Consider the following 23,416-nt stretch of genomic DNA (forward strand, 5'->3'; position numbering starts at 1 on the left):
GCTGTGCTCGCCCGCCCGTGTCGGCTGACCCGCGGGAGCGACTATCGACTGGTCGTTCGCCGCGGATCACGTTGTGGCGGGTCGCGCGTCATCACGTCGTTGATGTCGACGGGCGAGAGCAGAGCTGCACGGTTCGGATTCATCATCAGCAAGCAGGTGGGCACCGCAGTGGTGCGCAACACCGTGCGTCGGCGTCTCAAAGCCGTCTGTGCGGAGGCGCTTCCCCGCGTTCCCGAGGGCACGGATGTCGTCATCCGTGCCCTTCCTGCGTCTGCGACGGCATCGTTCGCCGAACTCAGCGCAGATGTGAACCGCTGCCTGCTGCGACTGATACCGGTTTCGACGGCGGGTGCGTCGTGACGGCGCTGCCGGCATCGTCCATAGGTTCGGCGCGGATGCAGTCGGGCGACGTCCTTCGCAGCATCCATCTGATCCCCCGCAACATGGTGCTCGGATTCCTCACGGCGTACCGCAAGACGATCTCTCCTCTGTATGGAGATGTCTGTGCGTATTACCCCAGCTGTTCCGCTTACGCTGTAGGTGCGGTGCAGCAGCACGGCGCCGTGCGGGGGACCCTGTTCTCCGCGTGGCGCATCCTCCGCTGCAATCCCTGGACTCGCGGAGGCGTCGACGACGTCCGTCCGCACCAACACTTCCGCTACGACCTGACTGCTCACGGTTTCGTCGTCCCTGCCCGAAAGGACTGAACGGTGGGTCTTGACCTTCTGCTCGCCAGCAACACCCCCAGCGATGCTCCGGCATCGGGCGGGTTCGACCTGATCGGCACGATCCTGTGGCCGCTCAAGTGGGTCGTCGAGATGATCCTCGTCGCCTGGCACTGGCTGCTCACCGCGGTCGGCATGCCCGCGGCATCCGGTCTCACCTGGGTGCTCTCCATCGTCGGGCTCGTCATCGTCGTCCGTGCTGCTCTCATCCCGCTGTTCGTGAAGCAGATCAAGAGTCAGCGAAAGATGATGGAAATCGCTCCTGAACTGCGGAAAGTTCAGGAGAAGTACCGCGGCAAGAAGGATCAGCTGTCTCGCGAGGCGATGAGCCGCGAGACCATGGCCCTGTATAAGAAGCACGGCACCACACCGATGTCGAGCTGTCTTCCGCTGCTGGTGCAGATGCCGATCTTCTTCTCGCTCTTCAGCGTGCTCAGCGATGTGAAGAAGAACGCCATCGACGGTATCGGTGGTGTGGGCCTGCTGAACGCTGAGCTGACGAAGGAGTTCTATGACGCGAAGCTCTTCGGCGTCGCCTCGCTTCACGAGACGCTCGGCGACGCGGTAGATGCCAGCAACACGACGGCGATCATCATCCTCGTCACGCTGGTCGTCCTCATGATCGGCTCGCAGTTCTTCACGCAGCTCCAGATCATCTCGAAGAACCTGTCTCCCGAGGCCAAGACCGGCCAGGCGTACCAGATGCAGAAGATCATGCTCTACGTGCTGCCGCTCGGTTTCATCTTCTCGGGCATCTTCTTCCCCCTCGGCGTGGTCGTCTACTGGTTCGTCTCGAACATGTGGACCATGGGCCAGCAGTTTCTCGTCATCCGTGAGATGCCGACCCCCGGTTCGGAAGCAGCCAAGGCGCGCGAAGAGCGACTCGCGAAGAAGGGCAAGGCGATCGATTCGTCGGGCAAGGTCATCCCGATGTCGGTTTATGAGGCGCAGCAGCAGCGTCTGCTCGAAGAGGCGGAGAAGGCCAAGGCCGAGGCTCCGAAGCGCCAGCAGCCTGTCGGCAAGAAGCGTGCGAAGAAGAAGGGGAGCGGTTCATGAGTGAAGTCGTGACCGAGACCACCGAACCCACGGTGGCTGAGCTCGAGAACGAGGGAGATGTCGCGGCGGACTACCTCGAGGAGCTGCTCGACATCGCGGACATCGACGGAGACCTGAATCTCGATGTGCGGCAGGGACGTGCTTACGTGTCCGTCGAGGCTGAGGGGGATGGCCTCGCGCTGTTGTCCGCGCCAGACACCGTTCAGGCGCTGCAGGAGCTCACCCGCCTCGCCGTGCAGAACCGCACCGGTTCATTCTCGCGCCTGATCCTCGACATCGGCGGGTCGCGAGACACTCGCCGTCGCCAGCTCGAGACGCTGGTGGAGGCGGCCGCGGTCAAGCTCGACGAGGGATCATCGCAGGCGTCGCTCCCGTCGATGTCGAGCTACGAGCGCAAGCTCGTGCATGACATCGCGGCCGACCGTGGGCTCGTATCCGAGTCGTACGGTGAGGGCACGGACCGACACACGGTTCTCCGCCGCCGTTGATGTTTCACGTGAAACATCGACCGGTAGCCGCATGACGACGAGTGCGAAGCGCGCCGGTCTCGAGGTCGAGCCGGAGGCTGCCGCTGCGTTGTTCGGCGACCAGATCGATGTCGCCCGTTCGTTTACGAGCACTCTCGCAGAGCAGGGCGAAGAGCGCGGTCTCATCGGACCGCTCGAGCTTCCGCGCCTGTGGACGCGGCACATTCTGAACAGCGTCATCGCCGCGCCGCTCTTCCACGGTCGAGTCGCCGACATCGGTTCTGGTGCAGGGCTTCCCGGTCTGGTGCTGGCGATCGCTCGTCCCGACGTGCAGTGGACCCTGGTCGAGCCCATGGAGCGCCGGGTCACCTGGCTCAGTGAGCAGGTGGCGGCTCTGGAACTCGCCAACGTCGAGGTCGTACGGTCCCGCGCAGAAGATGTGCGTCCGGCTCAGGGATTCGACGTCGTCACGGCTCGGGCGGTCAGTGCGCTGCGCACTCTTATTCCTCTGACCGCGCCGCTGGTGCGCGACGGGGGAGAGCTTGCGCTGCTCAAGGGCACGAATGCGGCCAACGAGATCGAGGCCGCGCAGAAGCAGGTGAAGAAGTTCCGTCTCTCCGCTGTGCGGGTCGAGGTTCTCGGTGAGGGAATACTCCCGGAGACCACGCGAGTCGTGAGAGCGGTTGTTCGGTAGGACGCGAGGCTCGATGTTTCACGTGAAACATCTGTTGTTTCTGCTCGGTGTCTCCCTGGGGCGGGGTGGGATCACTCCTTTCGTTCACAGAGCGGGCACCCTCCCCGCAAGCGGGGCCGCTCCCGATGCTCACGCCGGGAGTGATCCCGCCCCGCCAGGTTTCGAGGCGCCTTTTAGACACTCTCCTTCAAGCGCAGTGGAGACGATATGGGTGCGGGCAAGAACCTCTGAAGACGGTTCTGTCGGTTGGCTCGTCTCGAACCCAGTGTCACATTCAGGTGGGAGTAGTGGCCCATCGCGACATGTCGGGGTATTTGGTGCTGGCTGGCCAACGTCGACGATGCGTTCCCGAGGGTGCAGTGCATCAACAGATGAGCGGCGGCCGCCAGCGACAAGTAGGCGGACGCCGCGTCGTTTGTCGTCGACATCCTTGAGGCGGCGGGGGCGGGGAGGGGGCGGCTCGGTGATGAAGACAGATGTCCCGGGCCGATGCGCTCCGACGAATAGACACTGAGGCGTTGTCGCGTGCTGGGCGTCAGGCCGGTAGGAAGCTGGGCAGGCGAATCCCTACTGAAGGTGCCGCATTCCGGCGACTGTTTCACGTGAAACATCTCGGTTCCAAGGTGTTTGGCGGTCGTGCTCGCCGAATGGGTCACCTTGTTGGCGTACGCGTCGAAGGAGAGAACCCGCGGTCGATCACGCCGGGGCCAATCAGCACTGCCGGTTGCACCCCATTGGGAGGGGCTGTAGAGGGTGCTGCTCTGTCTCCTCCGGTTCGTGGCGGTCGGGGACAGACGGGTCGGGCGATCAGATGTCCCGGAAGTATGGGTCCTGTCCTAGTCGCCTCGTCAGGAAGGCGGGCATGTTTCACGTGAAACATGCCCAATCGGTCGCAAGAGAGGGGAGCGAGGGAGGTCGTAGCCAGGAGTTCAGCCGTCGCCGACGGCGCCCTTGGCGGATTCGCCCCGGCGGCGGCTTTCCCCGGGGTTTGTGTAGAGCGCCTCCCTGCTGGGGCTGCGCTGACGAAGTGGGGCGGCACATGCCCGTGATTGCATCGTGGTGCGAGCTCTTTCGGCGAGGTCGGGTGGCCCTCGAGTGAGGCGCGGCACATCCAGATGCCGGGGGCGCGTGCCGATCCGCGCGATGAGCACCGGCGCCGAGGGTGTTCCGATGTTCATGCCTGGTCACGGATGCCGCTCCCCGGCGTTGAATGTGGGAATCCGGCCGGGGCCCCAGGTAGCCGAGGGCGGCTGCAAACGATCCGCGCAGACAGATGCGGATGACCGACGCAATGCAGTGACGTTCGGTGACGACTGGAGCTGCCGGCGCTCAACGTGATGTTCCACGTGAAACACTGCAACCCGTTTGTGCGCATCCAGCCATTTCGGCCGAAGCGGCGATGGGGAGCGATACACCCGGCGCCTGCGCGTCGCAGGAAACTCAGGACGTGCCGCGCTTGCGCCTGATCTCAACCGGAGATGATGTTCCACGTGAAACATTGACGTCTCCGAGCGCCGCTTGCCGCCTGCAGGGGGGCACCACCCGACGCTGAGGTGCGACCGGCTCGGTGTGGCTTGGACCGTGTCATAGCGCTCAGTGCCCCGCCAGGTACATGCCAGTCCTCGATTCGGCGACCGTACGCGTCAACTCGAAGCACCTGGCCTCATGTGGATCGAACGGCCGGGCCCCCGGGGTCCGTGGTGGCACGCCCTGCCGACCCCACCAGCATCGCCGATCCTGATTCAACCGCCCACCAGACCTGAACCACTGCAAACGAGATCCTCACGGAAGCGATCGCGGCCCCAGCCTTCAGTCACGAAGTGCCGCGGAGCACACCACCCCCACCGGCCCGTGACCCTCGTAGCTACCTCCTCACAACCTCGGATGGCCCCCGCAGCCCGGACCTGCGGCATCCCAACGTCACTACCTGCGATTAGAGTGGAACGCGGCCCCGAAAGGAGTGGATGTTTCACGTGAAACAATCCGAGAAGGCATCGTCGAACGAGTCGTTCGGGATGGATACACCGCTCGCGCGGGAGCTCGCTGACCTCTCCGTCCGGCGCCGCGCGCTCGAGGGCGCGAAGGTCGAGTTCTCGGGGGAGACCCGCGTCCTCACAGTGTCGAATCAAAAGGGTGGAGTCGGAAAGACGACGTCCGCTGTGAACATCGCATCTGCCCTCGCCGCCCTCGGCGCCCAGGTGCTGGTCATCGACCTCGACCCGCAGGGGAACGCCTCCACGGCGCTCGGCGTGCCGCACAGCGCCGAGATCCCGAGCGTGTACGACGTGCTCATCGAGGACTTCCCCCTCGCGGACATCGTCCAGCAGAGCCCCGAGAATCCTCACCTCTTCTGCGCACCGAGCACCATTCACCTCGCGGGTGCCGAGATCGAGCTCGTCGCGCAGGTCGCGCGAGAGCACCGGCTGCGCCGCGCGCTCGAGGTCTATCTCGAGGCCACTCCGATGGACTTCGTCATCATCGACTGCCCGCCGTCGCTCGGTCTGCTGACTATCAACGCCTTCACAGCGGCATCCGAGGTCTTCATCCCCATCCAGTGCGAGTACTACGCGCTGGAAGGACTGAGTCAGTTGCTCGGCAGCATCCAGATGATCCAGAAGCACCTGAATCCCGAACTGCATCTCTCCACGATCCTGCTCACGATGTTCGACGGACGCACCCGTCTGGCTCAGCAAGTGGCGGACGAGGTGCGCACGCATTTCCCGGACCAAGTGCTCGAGACGGTGATTCCCCGCTCGGTGCGCGTGTCCGAGGCACCGAGTTTCGGCCAGACCGTGATCGCTTACGATGGACAGTCCGCCGGCGCGATCGCCTACCGCGAGGCCGCTGTCGAGATCGCGTCGCGCAAGACGACGCAGAGCAAGGAGAAATGATGGCGAAGCGCACTGGATTGGGTCGGGGCATCGGTGCCCTGATCCCTACGGGGGACCAGGCGGAACGTCCCGTCGACGTGTTCTTCCCCGGCGCGAACCTGCGTCCGAGTGAGGCGCAGCTCAGCACGGTCGAGCGGGAGAAGGAGGAGCTCGCCACCGTTCCCGGCATCCATCTGGTGCAGGTCGACCCGAACCTGATCGTGCCGAACCCTCGACAGCCGCGTACCCACTTCAACCCCGAAGACCTCGCCGAGCTCGTTCACAGCGTGCGAGAGTTCGGAGTCCTGCAGCCGGTCGTGGTGCGGAAGAACTCCGACGGCGAGTACGAGCTCATCATGGGAGAGCGGCGCACGCGTGCCGCACGCGAGGCCGGTCTCGAGACGATCCCGGTGATCGTCCGCGAGACCGCGGACGAGGACCTCCTCCGCGACGCGCTGCTGGAGAACCTCCACCGTTCCGAACTCAACCCGCTGGAAGAGGCATCCGCCTACCAGCAGCTCCTCGAGGACTTCGGCATCACGCAGGAGGAACTCGCGACGAGGATCGGCCGTTCGCGACCGCAGATCAGCAACACCATCCGCCTTCTCAAGCTTCCGGTTCCCGTGCAGCAGCGGGTCGCGGCCGGCGTTCTCACCGCGGGTCACGCCCGCGCGATTCTGAGCCTCGAGTCCCCCGAGGCGATGCAGCGCCTTGCCGACAAGGTCGTGAACGAGGACCTGTCGGTCCGCGCGACCGAGGAAGCCGCGAAGTCGCAGACTGCCGGCGCAGGAAAGTCGCCCAAGCCGACGCCGGGGGCGCGCCGCGCATACCTCGACGAGGTCGCGGGCAAGCTCGGTGACCGCCTGAACACGCGCGTCAAGATCGCTCTGGGAGCGCGCAAAGGCCAGGTCACGATCGATTTCGCATCAATCCAGGATCTCAACCGCATTCTCGAGGAAATCGGTGAACAGGGCTACGGCCGCGGGTGATCCGCCCCACCGCACGCCGACAGGCTTAGACTCGCGTCAACGATGTCGAGGAGGGGCACAATGTCGCGCACACAACCCGGATCAGCAGTTCGAGGCCGCGTCATCGCGGTCAGTATCGCCGCCGCCCTCGGCGGCTTCCTGTTCGGCTTCGACACCGCCGTGATCAACGGTGCGGTCGACGCTCTGGCCGGTACTCAGTCCGGCTTCGACCTCGGCGTGGGACTCAAGGGCTTCGCCGTCTCGTCGGCGCTGATCGGCTGTGCCGTCGGCGCGTGGTTCGCCGGTCCGCTCGCGAACCGCTTCGGACGCATCCCGATCATGGTCGTCGCCGCTGTGCTGTTTCTGTTGTCCTCACTGGGATCCGGCTTCGCCTTCGGTGTCATCGATCTGATCTTCTGGCGCGTCATCGGCGGGCTCGGTGTCGGCGCGGCATCCGTCATCGCACCGGCGTACATCGCCGAGGTCTCACCCGCCAACATCAGGGGACGTCTGGGCTCGCTGCAACAGCTGGCGATCGTCACCGGTATCTTCATCGCGCTGCTGTCCGACGCGATGCTCGCCAACGTCGCCGGGGGAGCGGCAGAGCCGCTCTGGGGACTGGATGCCTGGCGCTGGATGTTCATCGCCGGAGCGGTGCCCTCCATCGTGTACGGCGTGATCTCGATGCGCCTTCCGGAGTCGCCGCGCTACCTCGTCGCGAAGGGTGAGATCGAGAAGGCTTCCGAGGTGCTGACGACAGTGACCGGCGCGGTCGACGTCAAGGCCAAGATCGCGGAGATCACCGGCACGCTCAACACCGAGCGCACCGAGTCGCTGCGGGACCTGCGCGGCAACCGCCTCGGGCTGAAGCCGATCGTCTGGGTCGGCATCCTGCTCTCGGTCTTCCAGCAGTTCGTCGGCATCAACGTGATCTTCTACTACTCCACGACTCTGTGGCAGTCCGTCGGTTTCGGCGAATCCCAAGCTCTGCTCATCACGGTGATCACCTCGGTGACGAACATCGTGGTCACGATCGTCGCGATCCTGCTGGTCGACCGGGTGGGCCGGCGCATCATGCTGCTCGTCGGCTCGGTGGGAATGACGCTGACGCTGGGCTTGATGGCGCTCGCCTTCTCGTTCGGAACGCTGGATGCCGAGGGCGCGGTGACTCTCCCCGATCCGTGGGCGACCGTCGCACTGATCTGCGCCAACGGCTTCGTCGTGTTCTTCGGAGCGACCTGGGGGCCGCTCGTCTGGGTGCTTCTGGGGGAGATGTTCCCGAACTCCATCCGCGCCGGCGCCCTCGCCGTCGCGGCAGCAGCCCAATGGGTGGCGAACTTCTTCATCTCGACGACGTTCCCGGCCTTCTCGGCGATCGGCCTTCCGTTCGCCTACGGTTTCTACGCATTCTTCGCACTCCTGTCGTTCTTCTTCGTGTACTTCAAGGTCGCGGAGACCAAGGGCAAGGAGCTCGAGGACATGCGCGAAGACACGAAGGTCGAGCGCCGGAGGCGTCCGAGTCGGACGTAGGCTGGAAGCATGTCCGAGTCCGTACAGCGCCGCGCCAGCCTGGAAGTGCTGCGTGCCGAAGCGGCGGACGAGCTCGCCGTGCTGATCCAGGAGCGCCTCCTCGGCGGCGAGGACCCGTGGGAGTTCATGGAGGAGCTGCCGAGCGTCGACGAGCTCGTCGTGCACCTGCTCAGGGCCGACAACATCAATGCGAACGACGGTGTGCGCCCCAACGCCGCCCGCCACTATCGTGTGCTGCGTCAGATCGCGCTCGAGTACCCGGAGCTGACGCCCGCGGTGTGGGGCCTGCTCGACGAGAAGCAGCGTCATCGCCGTTGGGATCCGACGGTCGCGTCTTCCTGAGGTCTCCTTTGCGGGGCGGCGGGAGTCGGGGCGTTCCCTTCGTTCGCAGAGCGGGTTCCCTCCCGCTGCGCGGGCCCCTCCCGATGCTCACGCCGGGAACACCCCGACTCCCGCGGTCATGCGGATGTCGGAGTGCCGCGGCTCTTGTTTGTACACGTGTGTCAGCGTCTCGTTTCACTCGACGACTGCGCCATCGCGCGGCATCCGCATGCGAAGTTCTGCGGCCATCTTCACGAATATCGGATGCTTGCACTCAAAGCATCCGCAGTTCATGAACATCTCCGAAAATCGTGCCCCGCGCAGCGGGAGGGAACCCGCTCTGCGAGAGAGGGGAACATCCCGGAGCCCGGGACCACGAGATGAGTACGTTTCGTCTCGCTTCGCTCGCTCAACGACCGACCGGGAGGTCGCTCGCTCAACGACCGAGAGCCGGACACAGAAAGGGCCGCCACCTCCGAAGAGGTGACGGCCCTGACGGGTCTCAGAGGATCAGCCGATGAATGCGGCGAGGTCCTTCTCGAGCGCGAACTTGGGCTTGGCGCCGATGATGGTCGTCTTGACCTCACCGCCGTCGAACACCTTCATCGCCGGGATCGACGTGATCTGGTACTTCATCGCGAGCTCGGGATTCTCGTCGACGTTGAGCTTGAGGATCGTGATCTTGTCGGGGTTGTCGGCCTGGATCTCGTCCAGAACCGGCGCGACCATACGACAAGGGCCACACCACTCAGCCCAGAAGTCCACCAGCACGGGACCGTCGGCCTGCAGAACGTCCTGTTCCCAGGTCGCCTGGCTCGTAGCCTTTGCACTCATCAGAGTTCTCCTTGATTCGAGGTTCGTCAGCTACAACAGCAGACGAGGTGAAACTGTTCCCGCGCCTAGACGGAGGCCGTGAGGATCTCGGCTGCCTCTGCAGCGGGGACCTCGACAGAGGCGTCCTCGAGGTCTGCGAGGAAGTGTTCCGCGTCCAGGGCGGCCACTGTGCCGGTGCCGGCAGCGGTAATGGCCTGCCGGTATGTCGGGTCGATGACGTCGCCGGCGGCGAAGACCCCGGGGACCGACGTGACCGACGAGCGGCCGTCGACCCAGATCGTGCCCTCGGACGTCAGCTTCAGCTTGTCGTGCACGAGGTGTGTGCGCGGGTCGTTGCCGATTGCGATGAAGAGGCCGTCGAGCGCGAGCTCGCTGAGGCTGCCATCGACCGTGTTGCGCAGCTTCACGCCGGAGACGGCGTCGCCACCGAGCACCTCGGCAACCTCGCTGTTCCACACGAACTCGATCTTCTCGTTCGCGAATGCGCGCTCCTGCATGATCTTCGAGGCGCGCAGGGTCTCCTTGCGGTGGATCACGTAGACCTTGTCGGCGAAACGCGTGAGGAAGGTCGCCTCCTCCATGGCCGAGTCGCCGCCGCCGACGACCGCGATCGTCTTCTGGCGGAAGAAGAAACCGTCGCAGGTGGCGCACCACGAGACGCCGTAGCCGGAGAGGCGCTCTTCGCCGTCGATGTGCAGCTTGCGATAGGCGGAACCGGTGGCGTAGATCACGGTCTGCGTCTCGTGGACCGCCCCGCTGCCGAGCGTGACCGTCTTCACCGGGCCGTCGAGCTGGAGCTCGGTCACGTCGTCGTAGAGCACCTCGGTGCCGAACTTCTCGGCCTGCTCCTGGAACTTCGCCATGAGCTCGGGACCCTGGATGCCCTCGGGGAACCCCGGGTAGTTCTCGACCTCGGTGGTGTTCATCAGCTCGCCGCCGACCTCGACGGAGCTCGCGATGAGCAGCGGCTTGAGGTTCGCGCGTGCAGCGTAGATGGCGGCCGTGAATCCGGCGGGGCCGGAACCGATGATGATGACCTGACGCATGTGCTCTCCGTCTGAGAAATTGCGGTGGCGCCGAAAGACGTCCCGAGTTGTTCAACCCATGGTAACCGCGCGGCATTCCCTGTGCCGAGGCCGCGCGGCGCGCTCAGCGGCCCGGAAGGAATCGGCGCACGAGCGAACCGGCGACCTTGAGTTCCGGAGCCCGCATGAGGGCGAGGATCGCGAGGTACACGACGACCACGACGAGGCCGATGATCGCGGTGCCGAGGGCGCCGAGGAGCTGGCCGTCGAGCATCCACCCGTCGATGCCGCCGCAGAGCAGGAAGACGGCCCAGCCCGCCGCGCCCGCGGGTACGGCGGCGATGGAGAACCGACCGAGGGCAGCCATCCAGGAGCGCACCTGGAGACCGCCGATCTTGCGGTGAAGCAGCCAGGCGGCCACCGCGGTCTGCAGGATGCTGGCGATCGACTGACCCAGTGCCACGGTCGCCGCAAGAGCGGCAAGAGGGATGACTCCGCTCTGGAACAGAGCCCACGCACCCAGCGCTGTCGCGGCGATGAGCACGCATTGGAACATCGTGAACCAGAACGGCGTCCGGGTGTCGTCGTAGGCGTAGAACGTCCGCTGCACGATGAACAGGATCGTGAGCGGGATGAGGCTGAGGAGGTAGCAGAGCAGCACGAGGGCTGCGGACTGTGCTGCTGCCTCGGCCGTGACGAATTCGGTGTCCTTCGTGAAGACCCGCGAGGCCGGGATCGCGGCTGCAGCCACGGCAGCGACCGCCGCCGCTATGAAGAACAGCAGCGTCCGGATGCTGCGACCGATGTCGGCACGCACCTCGTCGTCGCGCCCGGCAGCGGCGTGCTCGCTGATCTGCGTGAAGTAGGGGGTTCCGATCGACAGCACGATGACCGAATACGGCAGCATGAAGATCAGCCACGCGTTGGTCGTCACCGTCGCGGAGGCATCGATTCCCGCGGCCTCACTGATGATGAACCCCTGCAGCGTTCCGGCCGCCAGGCTCGCGAAAGCCATCAGGAAGGTCCAGCCGGCAAGCCGCCCGACCGTTCCGAGACCGACGCCACGCCACCGGAAGTCGGGCTTGAGCGCGAGACCCGTGCGTCGCCAGAACACCAGGAGAACGACCGCCTGGAGGGCTATCCCCAGAGTTGCGGTCCCGCCGAGGAGGTTGATCATCGGCGGAGTCCACTCCGCCGCGACGGTCGGAACCGGCGCGAAGAGAGCCCCGAGGGCGAGGAAGCCGGCGATCGAGACGATGTTGTTGACGACGGGAGCCCAGGTGAAGGGTCCGAAGATCCGGCGGGCGTTCAGCGCCTCGCCGAGCAGGGCGTAGAGGCCGTAGAGCAGGATCTGCGGGAGGCACCAGTATGCGAGAGCGGTGGCGAGGGCGAGGATCTCGGGCTTCGCCTGTCCCGCCACGACCTGGACGAGCCAGGGTGCGGATGCCGTGGCGGCGGCTGTGAGGACGACCAGCACGACCGTTCCCAGCGTGAAGAGCTTCGAGATGAAGGCGTTGCCGCCATCGGCATCCGCCGTCGCCTTGACGATCTGCGGCACGATCACCGCAGTGAGGATCCCGACCGAGATGAGGGAGAACACGCTGTTCGGGAGTTGGTTCGCGTACGTGAAGGCATCGGCAGCACCGGAGCTGACCGATCCGAGCACGCCGACGAGCACGATGCTGCGCAGCAGCCCAGTCACGCGCGATACGAGGGTTCCGGCGCCGATGACGGCGCTCGCGCGGCCGAGGCTACTCACCACGTCCGTCCTTCGGTTCCGCGGCTTCGAGGGCGGCGGCGTCGAGGGCGGCGGCGCTCTCAACGTCGGCTGCCTCGGCTGCCTCCCGGCGCTTGCGGCGCACTGTGCGCAGCACGCCGAAGCTGATGAGCAGCACGACCAGGGTGCCGAGAACCCCGAGTCCGATCGTCTCCCAGTCGGCGCGCACGGCGACCCGCATGATCTGGTCGCCCTGGATGAGCACCCCGGTGGGGCTGTGGAGGGCGAGACGGAGGTCGACCTCGCCGCTGCCGACGCGGGCCGAGACGGGCACCTTGACGGTGAGAGTGCTGTTGGCCTGCACGACCGTCTCGACGAGTGGCTTCACTTCGAGCCGGGGGTCGGTCGGCGAGGCCGTCAGCTGGACCGTCACGGGCCAGGGCAGGTCGTTGCGCACTCGGATCGGGAGATCGGCGTTCGCCGAGAGCAGCTGGATCGTGCTCGACGGAGGGATGCTGACGGCGCCGAGCGTCGCGGTGGTGAGAGCGCGGTGTGCTTCGACGCTCGGCGTGAAGGCCTCCGGTGGAGTGCTGACGGCGAGCGTGCGGAGGATCCGGATGCGCTCCGGGCTCAACAGCACCTGCGGATCGGCCAGGATGCTCGAGAAAGCGCCGAGCGCCTGCTCGTCGGCGAGGAGGTTCGCGACATGCTCGACTCCGGTGGTGTCCGGCTCCACGGAGATCGTGGCTGCGGCCGGTGCGGTCTCGCGGAGAGCGCCGAGGTCGAATCCGATCGAGTCGGCCGCCGAGATCGCCTCGCGTAACGCGTCGGGTGCCCTGGTCTCCTCACGCTCGAGCCCGAGCAATAGCGGAGCCCCGGGAGCGCGTGCTTCCGCGAGGAAGATCCGGGCCGCCGACTCGGCGAGCAGGCGCTGGCGAGCGGCGGGGTCGGCCTCGGCTGCGGCATCCGACAGTGCCGCCGAGGCGGCAGCATCGGTGACGAGCAGATCGTGACCGTCGACCTCCGCACGCGCGGCGCTCTGACCGCCGACCGTGGAGGAGGAGACGATCGTGGTCGTGCCCTCGCCGAGATAACCGGCGAAGGCGGCGAGGTCATCGGGAGAGACCGCCGCGCGCGGCCACAGGATGCGCGGGAGCGCGCCGTCGACGGCGGTGAGCTCCTCGTCATCAGGAAGGGGCGGCGCGTCTGATGGAGCCGGCGTCGGCTCCGTCGTTCCGGCGGTCGCGGTCGCCGGTGGGTCGGTGGCCGGCGCCAGCGGGAAATTCGCGGGGTCGAGGAACGGCGCGAACGTGAGCGGCTGGAGCAGTTCGGGAAGCTGGGCCTGCGCCTGAACCGCGGCGTCCGCATCGCCGAACTGCAGGGCGAAGCGGGCGTTCGGAAGCTCATCGAGCCGTGCGAGCCACTCTGTCGCCTGTTCCGGGGCCGCCGTGCCGAGGACGCGGATCGCGGCGGGGATCGACGGGTCGATGGCCAGCACCGCCGTGGTGCCCGCGACGCCGTCGAGCTGAGCGGTGAGGGAACCCTCGGGAGCTGTCAGCGCCGCGAGCTCGTCGGTCGTGAGGAGTGCGCCGTCGGCCGGGGTCGCGGTGATCGGTACGAGCACGCCGACGAGAGAAGCGGATGTCGCCGCCACGACCAGGACGCTCGTCGCCGTGGTGTCGCGAGCGACCTCGTCGTCGGCCGTCGGACCACCGGTGGTCGCGCCCGTCAGCTCCGCGCGCAGGGGGTAGATGCCGGGGGAGAGCTCGCCGATCGTCGTCTCCGGGACGAAGACCGTGGCCGTCGAGGACTCACCGGCGTCGATGGGCTCGGTGCCTTCGGTCCCCAGTGTCGTGAACTCGCCTGCGGCCTCCTCGTCGTCGAACCACGTCGAGACAGCCTCGTCGTCGACCAGGGGGGTGGTGCCGATCTCGACGCGCACGCGTCCGGCAGTGAGCTCCGAGTCCGTGCGATTCCGCACCGAGAGGAGTGCCGACGTCGAAGACCCGGGGGCAATGGTGCCTCGCAGGCCGGCGGAGACGTACAGCTCGACGCTCTGTTCGTCATCGGCCGGCGGGGTCTCTGCCGCACTGACTGCACCCGGCGAGGCGACGCAGGCGAGGGTCAGTGCGATCGCGAAGACGGCGGTCCTGCGCGCGAGCTGCTGCAGGCGCGCACGGAAGCCGGTTTCGGGGGTTTTCACGGACATGAAGGTCTTCCTCGAACGCCCCGGACGGGGGCTGCTCGTGAGTACTGACCTTGTGATTCTAGGAGGCCGGAGGAAGGAGAACCCTGAAGACGCGTAGAGTGACGGCCGTGTCCGAGACCCCCGCACCCGTCCCCGAGGCGCTCGGCAGCGCCGCGCTCGCCGCTGACCTCGACGCTGCGGACTTCCGCTCCGAACCGCTGCGTCGCCTGTGGGGCGAGGAGGCGGACGATGCCCTCGCCCGGGGGATGCGCGAGCCGATCCTGCGTGCGGTCGCGGGCGACTCCGGCGTCCTGGCCACTCTGGGTCGCCTTCTGGTGCTCGGGATCCCGCAGCCGCGAGCCGCCGTCGCCGAGGCGCTTCCGCGGCTCGGGGTGGACGGTCTCGTCGCGCTCGGACTGTCGACAGCGGATGCCGAGATCGTGACGCCCGCGGCCCTCCTTCGACCGCAGTCGTTCGTCGACGCCGAGGGGGTCGGGGAGTGGTGGATCGCCAGCGACCTCGACGAGGTCGCTCTCGACGGTGCTCTGCCCGCGGATCACGTGCTGGGAGTTGGTGGAGCATCGCGCACGCTCGCCGAGACGATCGTGCCGATCGAGGTCGATCGCGCGCTGGACCTCGGCACCGGCTGCGGCATCCAGGCCCTGCTGGTCGCGCGCCGCGCGCGCACGGTCATCGCGACGGACATCTCCTCGAGGGCACTGGCCTACGCCGAGCTCAACGCGCGCCTCAACGGAGTGAGCAACATCGAGTTCCGGCAGGGGAGCATGTTCGAGCCCGTCGCGGGGGAGGCGTTCGACCTGATCGTCTCCAACCCTCCGTTCGTGATCACGCCGCGCGTCGACGGCGTGCCCGCGTACGAGTACCGCGACGGCGGGCTGGTCGGTGATGCGCTGGTGGAGCAGTTCGTGCGCACCGCCCCGGCGTTCCTCACGAGCGGCGGCATCGCCCAGCTTCTCGGCAACTGGGAGTCCCGGGGCGGAGTTGCCGGACTCGCGCGCCTCGACGCGTGGGTTCCCGGAGATCTCGACCTCTGGGTGATCGAACGGGAGCAGCTGACTCCCCTCGGCTACGCGGAGCTGTGGATCCGCGACGGCGGCACCACACCGCGAGACCCCGGGTTCACACCGCTGCTCACCGCCTGGCTCGACGACTTCGCCGCGCGCGGAGTCACCTCGGTCGGCTTCGGATATGTGCTGATTCGGCGCCCTTCGACGGGCTCAGGCGCTCCCACAGGCTCAGGCCCCTCGACGGGCTCAGGGACCCAAGCAGCGGGGTGCACACCGGTCCGGCGCAAGGAGAGGGTGTCGCAGCCCGTGTCGAACGTGGGAGCCGCGCTCGCCACCGGCCTGGCCGCGCACGATCTGCTGGCGGGTGGAGTGCCCGCGACCCTCGTGACGGCGGCCGATGTCACCGAGGCGCGGCACCTGCTGCCGGGCAACGACGACCCGAGCGTGATCGAGCTGCATCAGGGAGGCGGTTTCGCTCGCACGTTGAATGTCGACCCGGCGCTCGCCGCGTTCGTCGGGGCGTGCGACGGCGAGCTCACCGTGGGTCAGATCGTCGCGGCGCTGGCCGACCTCTTCGAGGTGCCCCTGGCCGATCTCTGGACCGAGCTCGAACCGCGCATCCGGGCGCTCGTCTTCGACGGCTTCCTCGTGCCGGGGGAATAGCCCACGGCATCCATTCGTTCGAATACATCATGAAGGCTTTCGGATTCCTCTCCTTCGGGCACTACGCAGATGTGCCCGGCTCGGCGACCCGCACGGCGGGCGACATGCTGAAGCAGACGATCGAGATCGCCGAGGGCGCAGACGAGATCGGCGTCAACGGCGCCTCGGTGCGTGTGCACCACTGGGCGCGGCAGGCCGCGTCTCCGATGCCGCTGCTGTCAGCCATGGCCGCACGGACCCAGCGCATCGAGGTCGGCACCGGCGTGATCGACATGCGCTACGAGAACCCGCTGCAGTTCGCAGAGGAGGCCGCGGCCCTCGACCTCATCGCCGACGGACGGATCGCTCTCGGCGTGAGCCGTGGTTCACCCGAGACGGCCCTCCGTGGATACGAGACCTTCGGCTACGTCGATGAAGAGGATCCCGAGCGCGGCAGCGTGCTGGCCCGCGAGAAGTTCGACATCTTCCTCCGCGCGATCGACGGCGAGCGGATCGCCCCCGGTGACCCGCGGATGGTCGGCGAAGGGCGCTACCTCGCGATCGAACCGCAGTCGCCCACGCTGCGCGATCACATCTGGTGGGGCTCCGGCTCGCGCGCCACGGCGGAGGAGACCGGCCGCAAGGGCCTGAACATGATGAGCTCGACCCTCATCACCGAGGCCACGGGGCAGCCGTTCCACGAGCTGCAGCGCGAGCAGATCGACCTGTTCCGCTCGGCGTACAAGGCCGCCGGGCACACGGGTGCTCCCCGCGTCTCGGTCAGTCGCAGCGTCTTCCCGCTGATCTCCGACATGGACCGGGCGTACTTCGGGCTGCGCAGCGAGGAGAACGGCGACCAGATCGGCGTGATCGATGGATTCCGTTCCACGTTCGGCAAGACCTACGCGGCCGAACCCGATGTGCTGATCGAGCAGCTGAAGAACGACGAGGCCGTGATGTCGGCCGACACCCTGCTGCTGACCATCCCGAACCAGCTCGGACCGGCCTACAACCTGCACGTGCTCGAGTCGTTCGCGACGCACGTCGCACCGGCGCTCGGCTGGAAGTCCAACACGGAGGGCCCCGTTCAGGGCGACGCGATCTGATCCTCAGGACGGCGGATGCCGCCTCGCTCCCGCCGTCATCGGGATCGAGACGACCCTTCGGAGAACGCTTCGCAGGGGACCGATATACCGGTACTCTGGCCGCATGCGTGCGCGTCGGAGCGGGATTCTTGCAGGAGCGATCGCCATGGTGGCCGTGCTCATCGGCACCATTCCGGCGGCCGCGGCGACGACCAGCTCATGGGCGACCTGGCAGCCCCTCGCCGGTTCCGCAGGCGCGTACACGACCACCGTGCAAGTCGCCGCGCAGCCCGAGCTCACCGCCACCATGACCAGCGACTCCCGCGGTGGCGGCGTGGCCGTGATCTCCGGAGCGTCGACCTGGCTGTCCGAGGGCACGCCCATCGGCGCGAAGTACGGCTCCAGCCGCAACCAGCCGTACCTCAACCTGCGGCCGAAGGCCGACAACGCGACGGGCCCTTCGACGACGACCTACTCCTTCGCCAGCCCCACACCCACGTCGGGCTGGGCCTTCGCTCTCGGCGACATCGATGCGGATGCCGTGCGCATCCAGGCCATCGGACCCGATGGACAGGCTCTCGACGCCGCAGCCCTCGGCTTCCAGGGCGGCTTCAACTACTGTGCTCCCGGGGTCGCCGGCAAGCCCTCGTGCACCGGCGTCGCCACCGACGTGCCCGCGTGGGATCCGGCCGCGCTCACGCTCACCGGAAACGCCGCGGCCGCCGACACGAGCGGGTCGGCCGCGTGGTTCGAGCCGGCGGCGCCGATCAGCTCGCTCACCTTCTTCTTCACGCGTCGCTCGGGCTTCCCCGTTTACCAGACCTGGGATGCCGTCGCCGACTTCACTGTGCGTGACATCATTCCGGTCGCGGTGTCCGGCCAGGTACTGGATGACGACGGCGCCCCGGTTGCGGGCGTGACCGTGACCATCGACGGACAGACGACCACGACCGACGCGGATGGCCGTTATCTGTTCGATCAGGTGTCGGTCGGCACGCACACCGCCACGATCACGCCCCCTGACGGCTACACGCTCGTCACTTCACCGCCACCGTTCACCGTCCCCGTCGGCAGCGAAGACCCGATCGACAACGTCGATTTCCAGGTCGCCGAGAGCCCGAGCCTGAGCGGAACGGTCCGTGCGAACGGGGCCGGCGTCTCGGGCGTGACGGTCACCGCGACGGGTCCGGGCGCGTCGGTGATCACCGCCGTGACCGACGGGAGCGGCGGCTACGTCTTTCCGCGCCTGCCCGCGGGTGACTACGACGTCACCATCACCACACCCGGAGGCTACGTCGCGACGACGCCCGTGACGAGGAACGAGCAGGTCGCCGCAGCCGACGTCGAGAACGTCGACTTCGAGCTCGCCCGCCTGGGCGCCTTCGACGGCACGGTGCGCACGGACGGCGGAGCACCCGCCGCCGGGGTCGTCATCGACGTCGTCGGCCCTGCCGGTTCGGTACAGCTGACCACGGATGCCGACGGCGTCTTCGGTCTCGGCTCGCTTCTGCCGGGCACCTACACGCTCACGGTCGTGCCGCCGACCGGAAGCACCGTGGTCGGCGCCGCCACCCGGATGGTCGTGATCACCGCCGCCGGAGAAGCCGTCGTCGAGCAGGACTTCACGCTCGCCGCGGTCGTGGTGCCGCCGCCTCCGTCGCCTGATCCGTCACCTGATCCGTCTCCCGGAGGCGGCAGCGGAGGCGGCGCCGGCGCCGGCGGCGGCAGTCTTCCCGGGACGGGTCTCGGACCGGAGACACTTGCCTGGGCTGCTGGTGGGGCGCTCGTGCTGCTGCTCGGGGCGACGCTGACGATCGTGGCTCGGCGCCGTTCGACCCGGGAGTGACTTCAGGACGGAGTCAGCTGCCCTTCGGCGGTCCGAACAGCTCCTCGCCGTGCTTGTGCAGCAGGCGATAGGCGTCGGCGAACGTCTGCGGCTCGGGCTCGTCGGCCTTGCCAAAGCGTGAGATGAGGAGGCCGAGGAGTCCGCGTGCCGGCGGCGTGAGCGGCTTCAGGTGCTCCTTCTTGTCGGGGTGCGGCTTCGCCTGCTCGGGGTTCGGCGGCGAGTAGGCCGGTTTCGTGACGGGCCAGTCGGCCGGATGCCGCGGCTGCGTCAGGTTGACGACGTTCAGCAGGTTGTTCGCCGTCGCGTCGCGGTCGTTGAGCGGTTCGAGCCCGTGGATGCGGGACAGAGTCGCCGTCACCGAACCGTGGTGCATCTCGTCGTGGATGATCGTGTTGCGCTTCGTGTAGGCCGAGACGGCGATCGCCGGCACCCGGCATCCGAGCCGGTCGAAGCTGAAGCCCATCTCGCCGGCCTCGGTCTCGGTCATCGGCTTGGTGGCTGCGGGCGGCGGCACGTGGTCGTAGCATCCGCCGTGCTCGTCGAACGTGATCAGCAGCAGGGTGTTGACGGCATTGGAGCCGTCGGCGGTGGCGCTCGTCCGCACGGCGTCGTAGATGTCATGGATCAGCTTCTCGCCCGCGCGCACGTCGGAGATCGCGCTGTCGTACACCTCCTCGCCGTCGGCCTCGCTGCCGCGCGGCGAGCCGAAGGGCGGGTGGAAGTCGTTGTGGTTGTAGACCATCCGGGGCTCGATGAACGCGTAGGCCGGAAGGGTGCCGTTCTCGGCATCCTCGTAGAAGTCCTCCATGGTGCCGAAGTGCTCGGTGCGCCAGTACTTCTCGAGCACCGGGGCATGCAGCATCCCGGTGAACGACACCATCTGCAGCTTGTCGATGTAGATCTTCCAGCTGATCTTCTTGTCTTCCAGGCGGTTGAACACGGTCGGCGCCGCCGGGGCGTCTATCCACTTGTCGTAGCCGCCTCCCGCCTGGTTCGTCACGAAGCCGTGCGAGGTCGAGGCATGGAAGAACGAGCGGTTGCAGAAGGTCTGTGACGGGACAGCCGCGTGCCAGTGGTCGAACACCGCGAACTCGGTCGCCAGCGTCGACAGCACGGGGAGCATCTCGGGCGAGAACGAACCCATGATGTGGCGCGCCTCGACGGTGGTCGGCCGCTCTCCCTTGCGCAGACGCCGGAAGTTGATGATGTAGTCCTCGAGGAAGCCCGACATCGTCGCCTTCTCGCCGTGGACCGGCATGTTGTACGGCGCGGTCATCTGATCTTCGAACAGGTCGGCGTTGGTCTTCGGCTCCACGGTGCCGAAGATCTGCGTGTTGACGTGGGGTAGGCCTCTCCCGGGTCCGGGTTCGGGTGGCTCATGATCGTGTCGGTCTCGCCGATGTAGACGTGCGCGTCGATGGTCTCGCCCTCGGCTGACGTGTTGCTGTGCTTCCCGAACGCCAGACCCTCGAAGGTCTCGCCCTCGGGGAGGTCGTCCTGCGAGTAGAGGTAGCCGAGCATGTTGTCGAAGGAGCGGTTCTCGCCCATCACGACGACCATGTGGTCGAATCCGGGGGCGCTGCGCGGGGTGAGTGCAGCGAAGTGATCCGGGTCCGAGGCGAAGCCGTCGCGCTGATTCGCCGCGATCGTCGCGCCGATGGCCGCGCCTCCGGCCCCGCCCACGACGGCCCCGGCTAGTGCGGCTCCGCCCATCTTCAGGAACCCTCGTCGAGAGGGGACGGGCGTGGGGGGAGAGTCGTCTTCGATCACGAGGCCGATCCTATGGGGATGCCGGCGCGGGGGGAACGGGTGTGCGGATGCCGCTGCCGCCGACTTCTGCGGCCATTGCCACGTTCTGCGGCCTCGATGGCCCTGTGGGGCCGCAGAAGTTGGCATCGGCCGCAGAAGTGGTGCGTTCCTCGCGCCTCGTGCGGCAGGATGCTCGCCGCACCCGCCTCGCTCGGCGGTCTGACGCGTGAGCGGGTGAGCGTATCTCGCGACCCGGCCGCTAGCGTGAGTTCATGACCTACGCCGGTGACTCCTCGATCGATGCCCGCGTGCGAGAGGTGGTCGCGGACTACGGCCGTCGCCAGACGCGGCTCTTCCTCACCTTTGCCCTCGTCGAGGGAGTGGTTCTGGCGGTGCTTGTCGCGATCGTCTACGGCCTGCAGCTGATCGATCCTGAGATCGGCATCTGGTACATCGTCGCGGTCGCGCTCGCCGGAGGCTTCCTGCTCAGCATGCTTCTGCTGCGGCTGATGCAGGCACGCACCCGCGCCATCGCGCAGGCCAAGGGCGAGAACCCGCTGTTCTGACCTTCCCAGCGCGAATCAGACCGACCGTTCGAGCGGGTGGTTCGCCAGCTTGCCGACCACGCCACCGGCGACGAGTCGATGCGCTGCGGTGTGCGGTTTGCGCTCCGCCTGATCCACGACACCGTCGCCGAACTCCTGCGCGAGCTGCAGACGCGGATACTCCGCCACCACCTCCTCGATGAAGGGGGCCGGAAGCGCGTCGGGCCTGGCACCCGAGATGTCGAGTCCGGTGCCGATCTCGAGCAGATAGCCCTCGACATCCATCGCGGGATCCACCGAGGGCCAGTTGTGCCGGACGATGACCTCGAGTGCACGGTGACTGCGGCCCGCGTCCCATCCGGCACCCGTCGCGAGGGCCACGGCGACATGCCCGCCCGCCTCCTCGTACGACAGGTGCACGTTGTCGAATTCGGGCACGATCCCGATGTCGTGCAGCATCGTCGACACGTACAGCAGCTCGTGGTCGATGTCCCCGCGGTCCTCGACGATCGCGAAGGCCTCGGCCCACAGCCACGACCGCAGCACGTGGTTGAGGATCGACTCGGAGTGATACTGCTCCGCCAGGGCGCGCGCCGCGCGGGCCACGGGAGTGGCAGGAGGCGTGAACTCGTTCAGCTGCATGATGGCTCAGACTACCTCCGGGACACCGCGCCGGTACGCTGGAACCCATGCTCAATATGGCTGACGGCCTCGCCCGTCTCGGTGCGCTCGCCGAGAACCCGGTCGTCCGCACCCTCGCCACGGCGTTCTCGGATGCGGGTCTCGATCTCGCCGTCGTCGGCGGTCCTGTGCGCGACGCCCTGCTCGGTCGCGAGACGCACGACCTCGACTTCACGACCAACGCGTCGCCCGACCAGATCCTCGCGATCGTCAAGCCGATCTCGACCGCGCAGTGGGACATCGGCCGTGCGTTCGGCACGATCGGCGCCCGGGTGCAGGGCGAGCAGGTCGAGATCACGACCTACCGCGCCGACAGCTACGACGGGGTCACCCGCAAGCCGACCGTCGAGTTCGGCGATTCGATCGAGGGCGACCTCGTGCGCCGCGACTTCACCGTCAACGCGATGGCCCTGCAGGTCCCTTCCGTCAAGCTCGTCGACCCGACCGGCGGGGTCGAAGACCTCCTCGCCGGCATCCTGCGGACTCCCGCCGATCCGCAGGTCTCGTTCGGCGACGACCCGCTCCGGATGCTGCGCGCGGCACGCTTCAGCGCCCAGCTCGGCTTCCGCGTGGACGACGACACGTTCGACGCGGTCACGCAGCTGCGGAAGACGATCGAGATCGTGAGTCCCGAGCGCATCCAGTCCGAGCTCGTGCGCCTCATGCAGTCGGATGACCCTGTCCGCGGCATCCGCGTGCTGGTCGAGACCGACCTGATCGACGAGTTCCTCCCGGAGGTCAGCGCGCTGCGGCTCGAAGTCGACGAGCACCACCATCACAAAGACGTCTACGAGCACTCGCTCACGGTGCTCCGGCAGACGATCGAGCTCGAGCACTCCCGGCATCCTGGTGCCGCCCCCGACGTGCCGCTGCGCATCGCCGCCCTGCTCCACGACATCGGCAAGCCCCGCACCCGCAAGCTCGAGGACGGGGGAGTGGTCACCTTCCACCACCACGACATCGTCGGTGCGCGCATGGCGCGCAAGCGCCTGCAGGCCCTGCGGTTCGACACCGAGACGACGGATGCCGTCGCCACCCTCATCGAACTGCACCTGCGGTTCTTCGGCTACGCCGAAGGCACGTGGACGGATGCCGCGGTGCGCCGCTACGTGCGCGACGCGGGCGATCGGCTCGAGCGGCTGCACATCCTCACCCGCGCCGACGTCACCACGCGCAACAAGCGCAAGGCCGGCCGCCTCGCCAGCGCTTACGACGACATCGAGTCGCGCATCGCGGCGCTGCGCGAGCAGGAGGAGCTCGACTCCATCCGCCCGGAGCTCGACGGCAACCGCATCCAGAAGGTGCTCGGCATCAAGCCCGGGCGTGAGGTGGGGGAGGCCTACCGCTTCCTGCTGGAGCTGCGCCTCGATGAGGGCGTGCTCGGGGCGGATGCCGCGGAGCAGCGGCTTCGCGACTGGTGGGCCGCGAGGGGCTGACTGGGGGCG

Annotated in this window: 21 protein-coding genes; 14 read left to right on the forward strand and 7 right to left on the reverse strand. The window is 67.4% G+C overall.

The window, feature by feature from the left end; all coding sequences use genetic code 11:
• Positions 1-3: 3 nt before the first annotated feature.
• The 9 genes from rnpA to RS85_RS17180 all read left to right on the forward strand — a co-directional run bounded on the left by rnpA (position 4) and on the right by RS85_RS17180 (position 8,652).
• A complete protein-coding gene (gene rnpA, locus RS85_RS17140; RefSeq protein ID WP_082087686.1) occupies positions 4-360 on the forward strand; it encodes a ribonuclease P protein component in 357 nt (118 codons plus the stop codon).
• Positions 357-707: a membrane protein insertion efficiency factor YidD gene (gene yidD / locus RS85_RS17145; RefSeq protein WP_046014679.1), complete on the forward strand. Its 351-nt coding sequence runs from the start codon at positions 357-359 to the stop codon at positions 705-707. The genes rnpA and yidD overlap by 4 nt, the downstream gene beginning before the upstream one ends.
• A gap of 3 nt (positions 708-710) precedes the next feature.
• Positions 711-1,781 (forward strand): membrane protein insertase YidC, encoded by a 1,071-nt coding sequence (gene yidC / locus RS85_RS17150; RefSeq protein WP_046014680.1) that lies wholly within the window; start codon positions 711-713, stop codon positions 1,779-1,781.
• Positions 1,778-2,269, forward strand: coding sequence for a Jag family protein (locus RS85_RS17155; RefSeq protein WP_046014681.1), 492 nt, complete (start codon positions 1,778-1,780; stop codon positions 2,267-2,269). Before yidC ends, RS85_RS17155 begins: the two co-directional genes overlap by 4 nt.
• 31 nt (positions 2,270-2,300) lie before the next feature.
• Positions 2,301-2,942: a 16S rRNA (guanine(527)-N(7))-methyltransferase RsmG gene (rsmG, locus tag RS85_RS17160; protein ID WP_046014682.1), complete on the forward strand. Its 642-nt coding sequence runs from the start codon at positions 2,301-2,303 to the stop codon at positions 2,940-2,942.
• Between the two features lie 1,964 nt (positions 2,943-4,906).
• Positions 4,907-5,833, forward strand: a complete 927-nt coding sequence (locus RS85_RS17165) for a ParA family protein (protein WP_046014683.1) — start codon at positions 4,907-4,909, stop codon at positions 5,831-5,833.
• A complete protein-coding gene (locus RS85_RS17170; protein ID WP_200894861.1) occupies positions 5,833-6,801 on the forward strand; it encodes a ParB/RepB/Spo0J family partition protein in 969 nt (322 codons plus the stop codon). Before RS85_RS17165 ends, RS85_RS17170 begins: the two co-directional genes overlap by 1 nt.
• 60 nt (positions 6,802-6,861) lie before the next feature.
• Complete coding sequence (locus tag RS85_RS17175; RefSeq protein ID WP_046014685.1) at positions 6,862-8,310, forward strand: sugar porter family MFS transporter; 1,449 nt, start codon at positions 6,862-6,864, stop codon at positions 8,308-8,310.
• A gap of 9 nt (positions 8,311-8,319) precedes the next feature.
• Complete coding sequence (locus tag RS85_RS17180; RefSeq protein WP_046014686.1) at positions 8,320-8,652, forward strand: hypothetical protein; 333 nt, start codon at positions 8,320-8,322, stop codon at positions 8,650-8,652.
• 489 nt (positions 8,653-9,141) lie between these two features.
• On the opposite strand, the gene trxA is transcribed toward RS85_RS17180, so the two are convergent.
• From trxA to RS85_RS17200, 4 genes are all read right to left on the reverse strand, one after another.
• Positions 9,142-9,465 (reverse strand): thioredoxin, encoded by a 324-nt coding sequence (gene trxA, locus RS85_RS17185; protein WP_046014687.1) that lies wholly within the window; start codon positions 9,463-9,465, stop codon positions 9,142-9,144.
• A 65-nt stretch (positions 9,466-9,530) separates the two neighbouring features.
• Positions 9,531-10,511 carry a thioredoxin-disulfide reductase gene (gene trxB, locus RS85_RS17190; RefSeq protein ID WP_046014688.1) on the reverse strand — a complete coding sequence of 327 codons (981 nt, stop codon included), beginning with the start codon at positions 10,509-10,511 and terminating at the stop codon, positions 9,531-9,533.
• A gap of 103 nt (positions 10,512-10,614) precedes the next feature.
• Complete coding sequence (gene murJ / locus RS85_RS17195; RefSeq protein ID WP_046014965.1) at positions 10,615-12,249, reverse strand: murein biosynthesis integral membrane protein MurJ; 1,635 nt, start codon at positions 12,247-12,249, stop codon at positions 10,615-10,617.
• Complete coding sequence (locus tag RS85_RS17200; RefSeq protein ID WP_046014689.1) at positions 12,242-14,416, reverse strand: DUF6049 family protein; 2,175 nt, start codon at positions 14,414-14,416, stop codon at positions 12,242-12,244. The genes murJ and RS85_RS17200 overlap by 8 nt, the downstream gene beginning before the upstream one ends.
• A gap of 98 nt (positions 14,417-14,514) precedes the next feature.
• Between RS85_RS17200 and RS85_RS17205 the strand changes: the two genes are divergently transcribed.
• From RS85_RS17205 to RS85_RS17215, 3 genes are all read left to right on the forward strand, one after another.
• Complete coding sequence (locus RS85_RS17205; RefSeq protein ID WP_200894862.1) at positions 14,515-16,086, forward strand: DUF7059 domain-containing protein; 1,572 nt, start codon at positions 14,515-14,517, stop codon at positions 16,084-16,086.
• Between the two features lie 29 nt (positions 16,087-16,115).
• The gene (locus tag RS85_RS17210; RefSeq protein ID WP_046014690.1) at positions 16,116-17,171 is read left to right on the forward strand and encodes an LLM class flavin-dependent oxidoreductase; all 1,056 of its coding nucleotides are present in this window, start codon (positions 16,116-16,118) and stop codon (positions 17,169-17,171) included.
• A gap of 103 nt (positions 17,172-17,274) precedes the next feature.
• A complete protein-coding gene (locus RS85_RS17215; RefSeq protein WP_046014691.1) occupies positions 17,275-18,996 on the forward strand; it encodes an MSCRAMM family protein in 1,722 nt (573 codons plus the stop codon).
• 13 nt (positions 18,997-19,009) lie between these two features.
• On the opposite strand, the gene RS85_RS17220 is transcribed toward RS85_RS17215, so the two are convergent.
• Together RS85_RS17220 and RS85_RS20110 are read right to left on the reverse strand one after the other, a co-directional pair.
• Positions 19,010-20,311 (reverse strand): alkaline phosphatase family protein, encoded by a 1,302-nt coding sequence (locus RS85_RS17220; protein ID WP_235282474.1) that lies wholly within the window; start codon positions 20,309-20,311, stop codon positions 19,010-19,012.
• Positions 20,269-20,766: a hypothetical protein gene (locus RS85_RS20110; protein ID WP_235282475.1), complete on the reverse strand. Its 498-nt coding sequence runs from the start codon at positions 20,764-20,766 to the stop codon at positions 20,269-20,271. The genes RS85_RS17220 and RS85_RS20110 overlap by 43 nt, the downstream gene beginning before the upstream one ends.
• Before the next feature lie 251 nt (positions 20,767-21,017).
• Here RS85_RS20110 and RS85_RS17225 point away from each other — a divergent pair, with 251 nt between their 5' ends.
• Positions 21,018-21,311, forward strand: coding sequence for a hypothetical protein (locus RS85_RS17225; RefSeq protein ID WP_046014692.1), 294 nt, complete (start codon positions 21,018-21,020; stop codon positions 21,309-21,311).
• A gap of 15 nt (positions 21,312-21,326) precedes the next feature.
• Here RS85_RS17225 and RS85_RS17230 read toward each other — a convergent pair whose 3' ends face one another.
• Complete coding sequence (locus RS85_RS17230; protein ID WP_046014693.1) at positions 21,327-21,932, reverse strand: cyanamide hydratase; 606 nt, start codon at positions 21,930-21,932, stop codon at positions 21,327-21,329.
• Positions 21,933-21,979: 47 nt separating this feature from the next.
• Here RS85_RS17230 and RS85_RS17235 point away from each other — a divergent pair, with 47 nt between their 5' ends.
• Complete coding sequence (locus RS85_RS17235) at positions 21,980-23,407, forward strand: CCA tRNA nucleotidyltransferase (RefSeq protein WP_046014694.1); 1,428 nt, start codon at positions 21,980-21,982, stop codon at positions 23,405-23,407.
• Positions 23,408-23,416 lie beyond the last annotated feature (9 nt).

Origin of the sequence: Microbacterium sp. SA39, assembly GCF_000967865.1 — a bacterium.
GTDB lineage: Bacteria > Actinomycetota > Actinomycetes > Actinomycetales > Microbacteriaceae > Microbacterium.

Bases quoted from the DNA above. Each gene is read 5' to 3' on its own strand.
- RS85_RS17155 (WP_046014681.1), top strand. From the start codon at position 1,778: ATGAGTGAAGTCGTGACCGAGACCACCGAACCCACGGTGGCTGAGCTC.
- rsmG (WP_046014682.1), top strand. From the start codon at position 2,301: ATGACGACGAGTGCGAAGCGCGCCGGTCTCGAGGTCGAGCCGGAGGCT.
- RS85_RS17165 (WP_046014683.1), top strand. From the start codon at position 4,907: ATGTTTCACGTGAAACAATCCGAGAAGGCATCGTCGAACGAGTCGTTC.
- RS85_RS17170 (WP_200894861.1), top strand. From the start codon at position 5,833: ATGGCGAAGCGCACTGGATTGGGTCGGGGCATCGGTGCCCTGATCCCT.
- RS85_RS17175 (WP_046014685.1), top strand. From the start codon at position 6,862: ATGTCGCGCACACAACCCGGATCAGCAGTTCGAGGCCGCGTCATCGCG.
- RS85_RS17180 (WP_046014686.1), top strand. From the start codon at position 8,320: ATGTCCGAGTCCGTACAGCGCCGCGCCAGCCTGGAAGTGCTGCGTGCC.
- trxA (WP_046014687.1), bottom strand. From the start codon at position 9,465: ATGAGTGCAAAGGCTACGAGCCAGGCGACCTGGGAACAGGACGTTCTG.
- trxB (WP_046014688.1), bottom strand. From the start codon at position 10,511: ATGCGTCAGGTCATCATCATCGGTTCCGGCCCCGCCGGATTCACGGCC.
- RS85_RS17200 (WP_046014689.1), bottom strand. From the start codon at position 14,416: ATGTCCGTGAAAACCCCCGAAACCGGCTTCCGTGCGCGCCTGCAGCAG.
- RS85_RS17210 (WP_046014690.1), top strand. From the start codon at position 16,116: ATGAAGGCTTTCGGATTCCTCTCCTTCGGGCACTACGCAGATGTGCCC.
- RS85_RS17215 (WP_046014691.1), top strand. From the start codon at position 17,275: ATGCGTGCGCGTCGGAGCGGGATTCTTGCAGGAGCGATCGCCATGGTG.
- RS85_RS17225 (WP_046014692.1), top strand. From the start codon at position 21,018: ATGACCTACGCCGGTGACTCCTCGATCGATGCCCGCGTGCGAGAGGTG.
- RS85_RS17230 (WP_046014693.1), bottom strand. From the start codon at position 21,932: ATGCAGCTGAACGAGTTCACGCCTCCTGCCACTCCCGTGGCCCGCGCG.
- RS85_RS17235 (WP_046014694.1), top strand. From the start codon at position 21,980: ATGCTCAATATGGCTGACGGCCTCGCCCGTCTCGGTGCGCTCGCCGAG.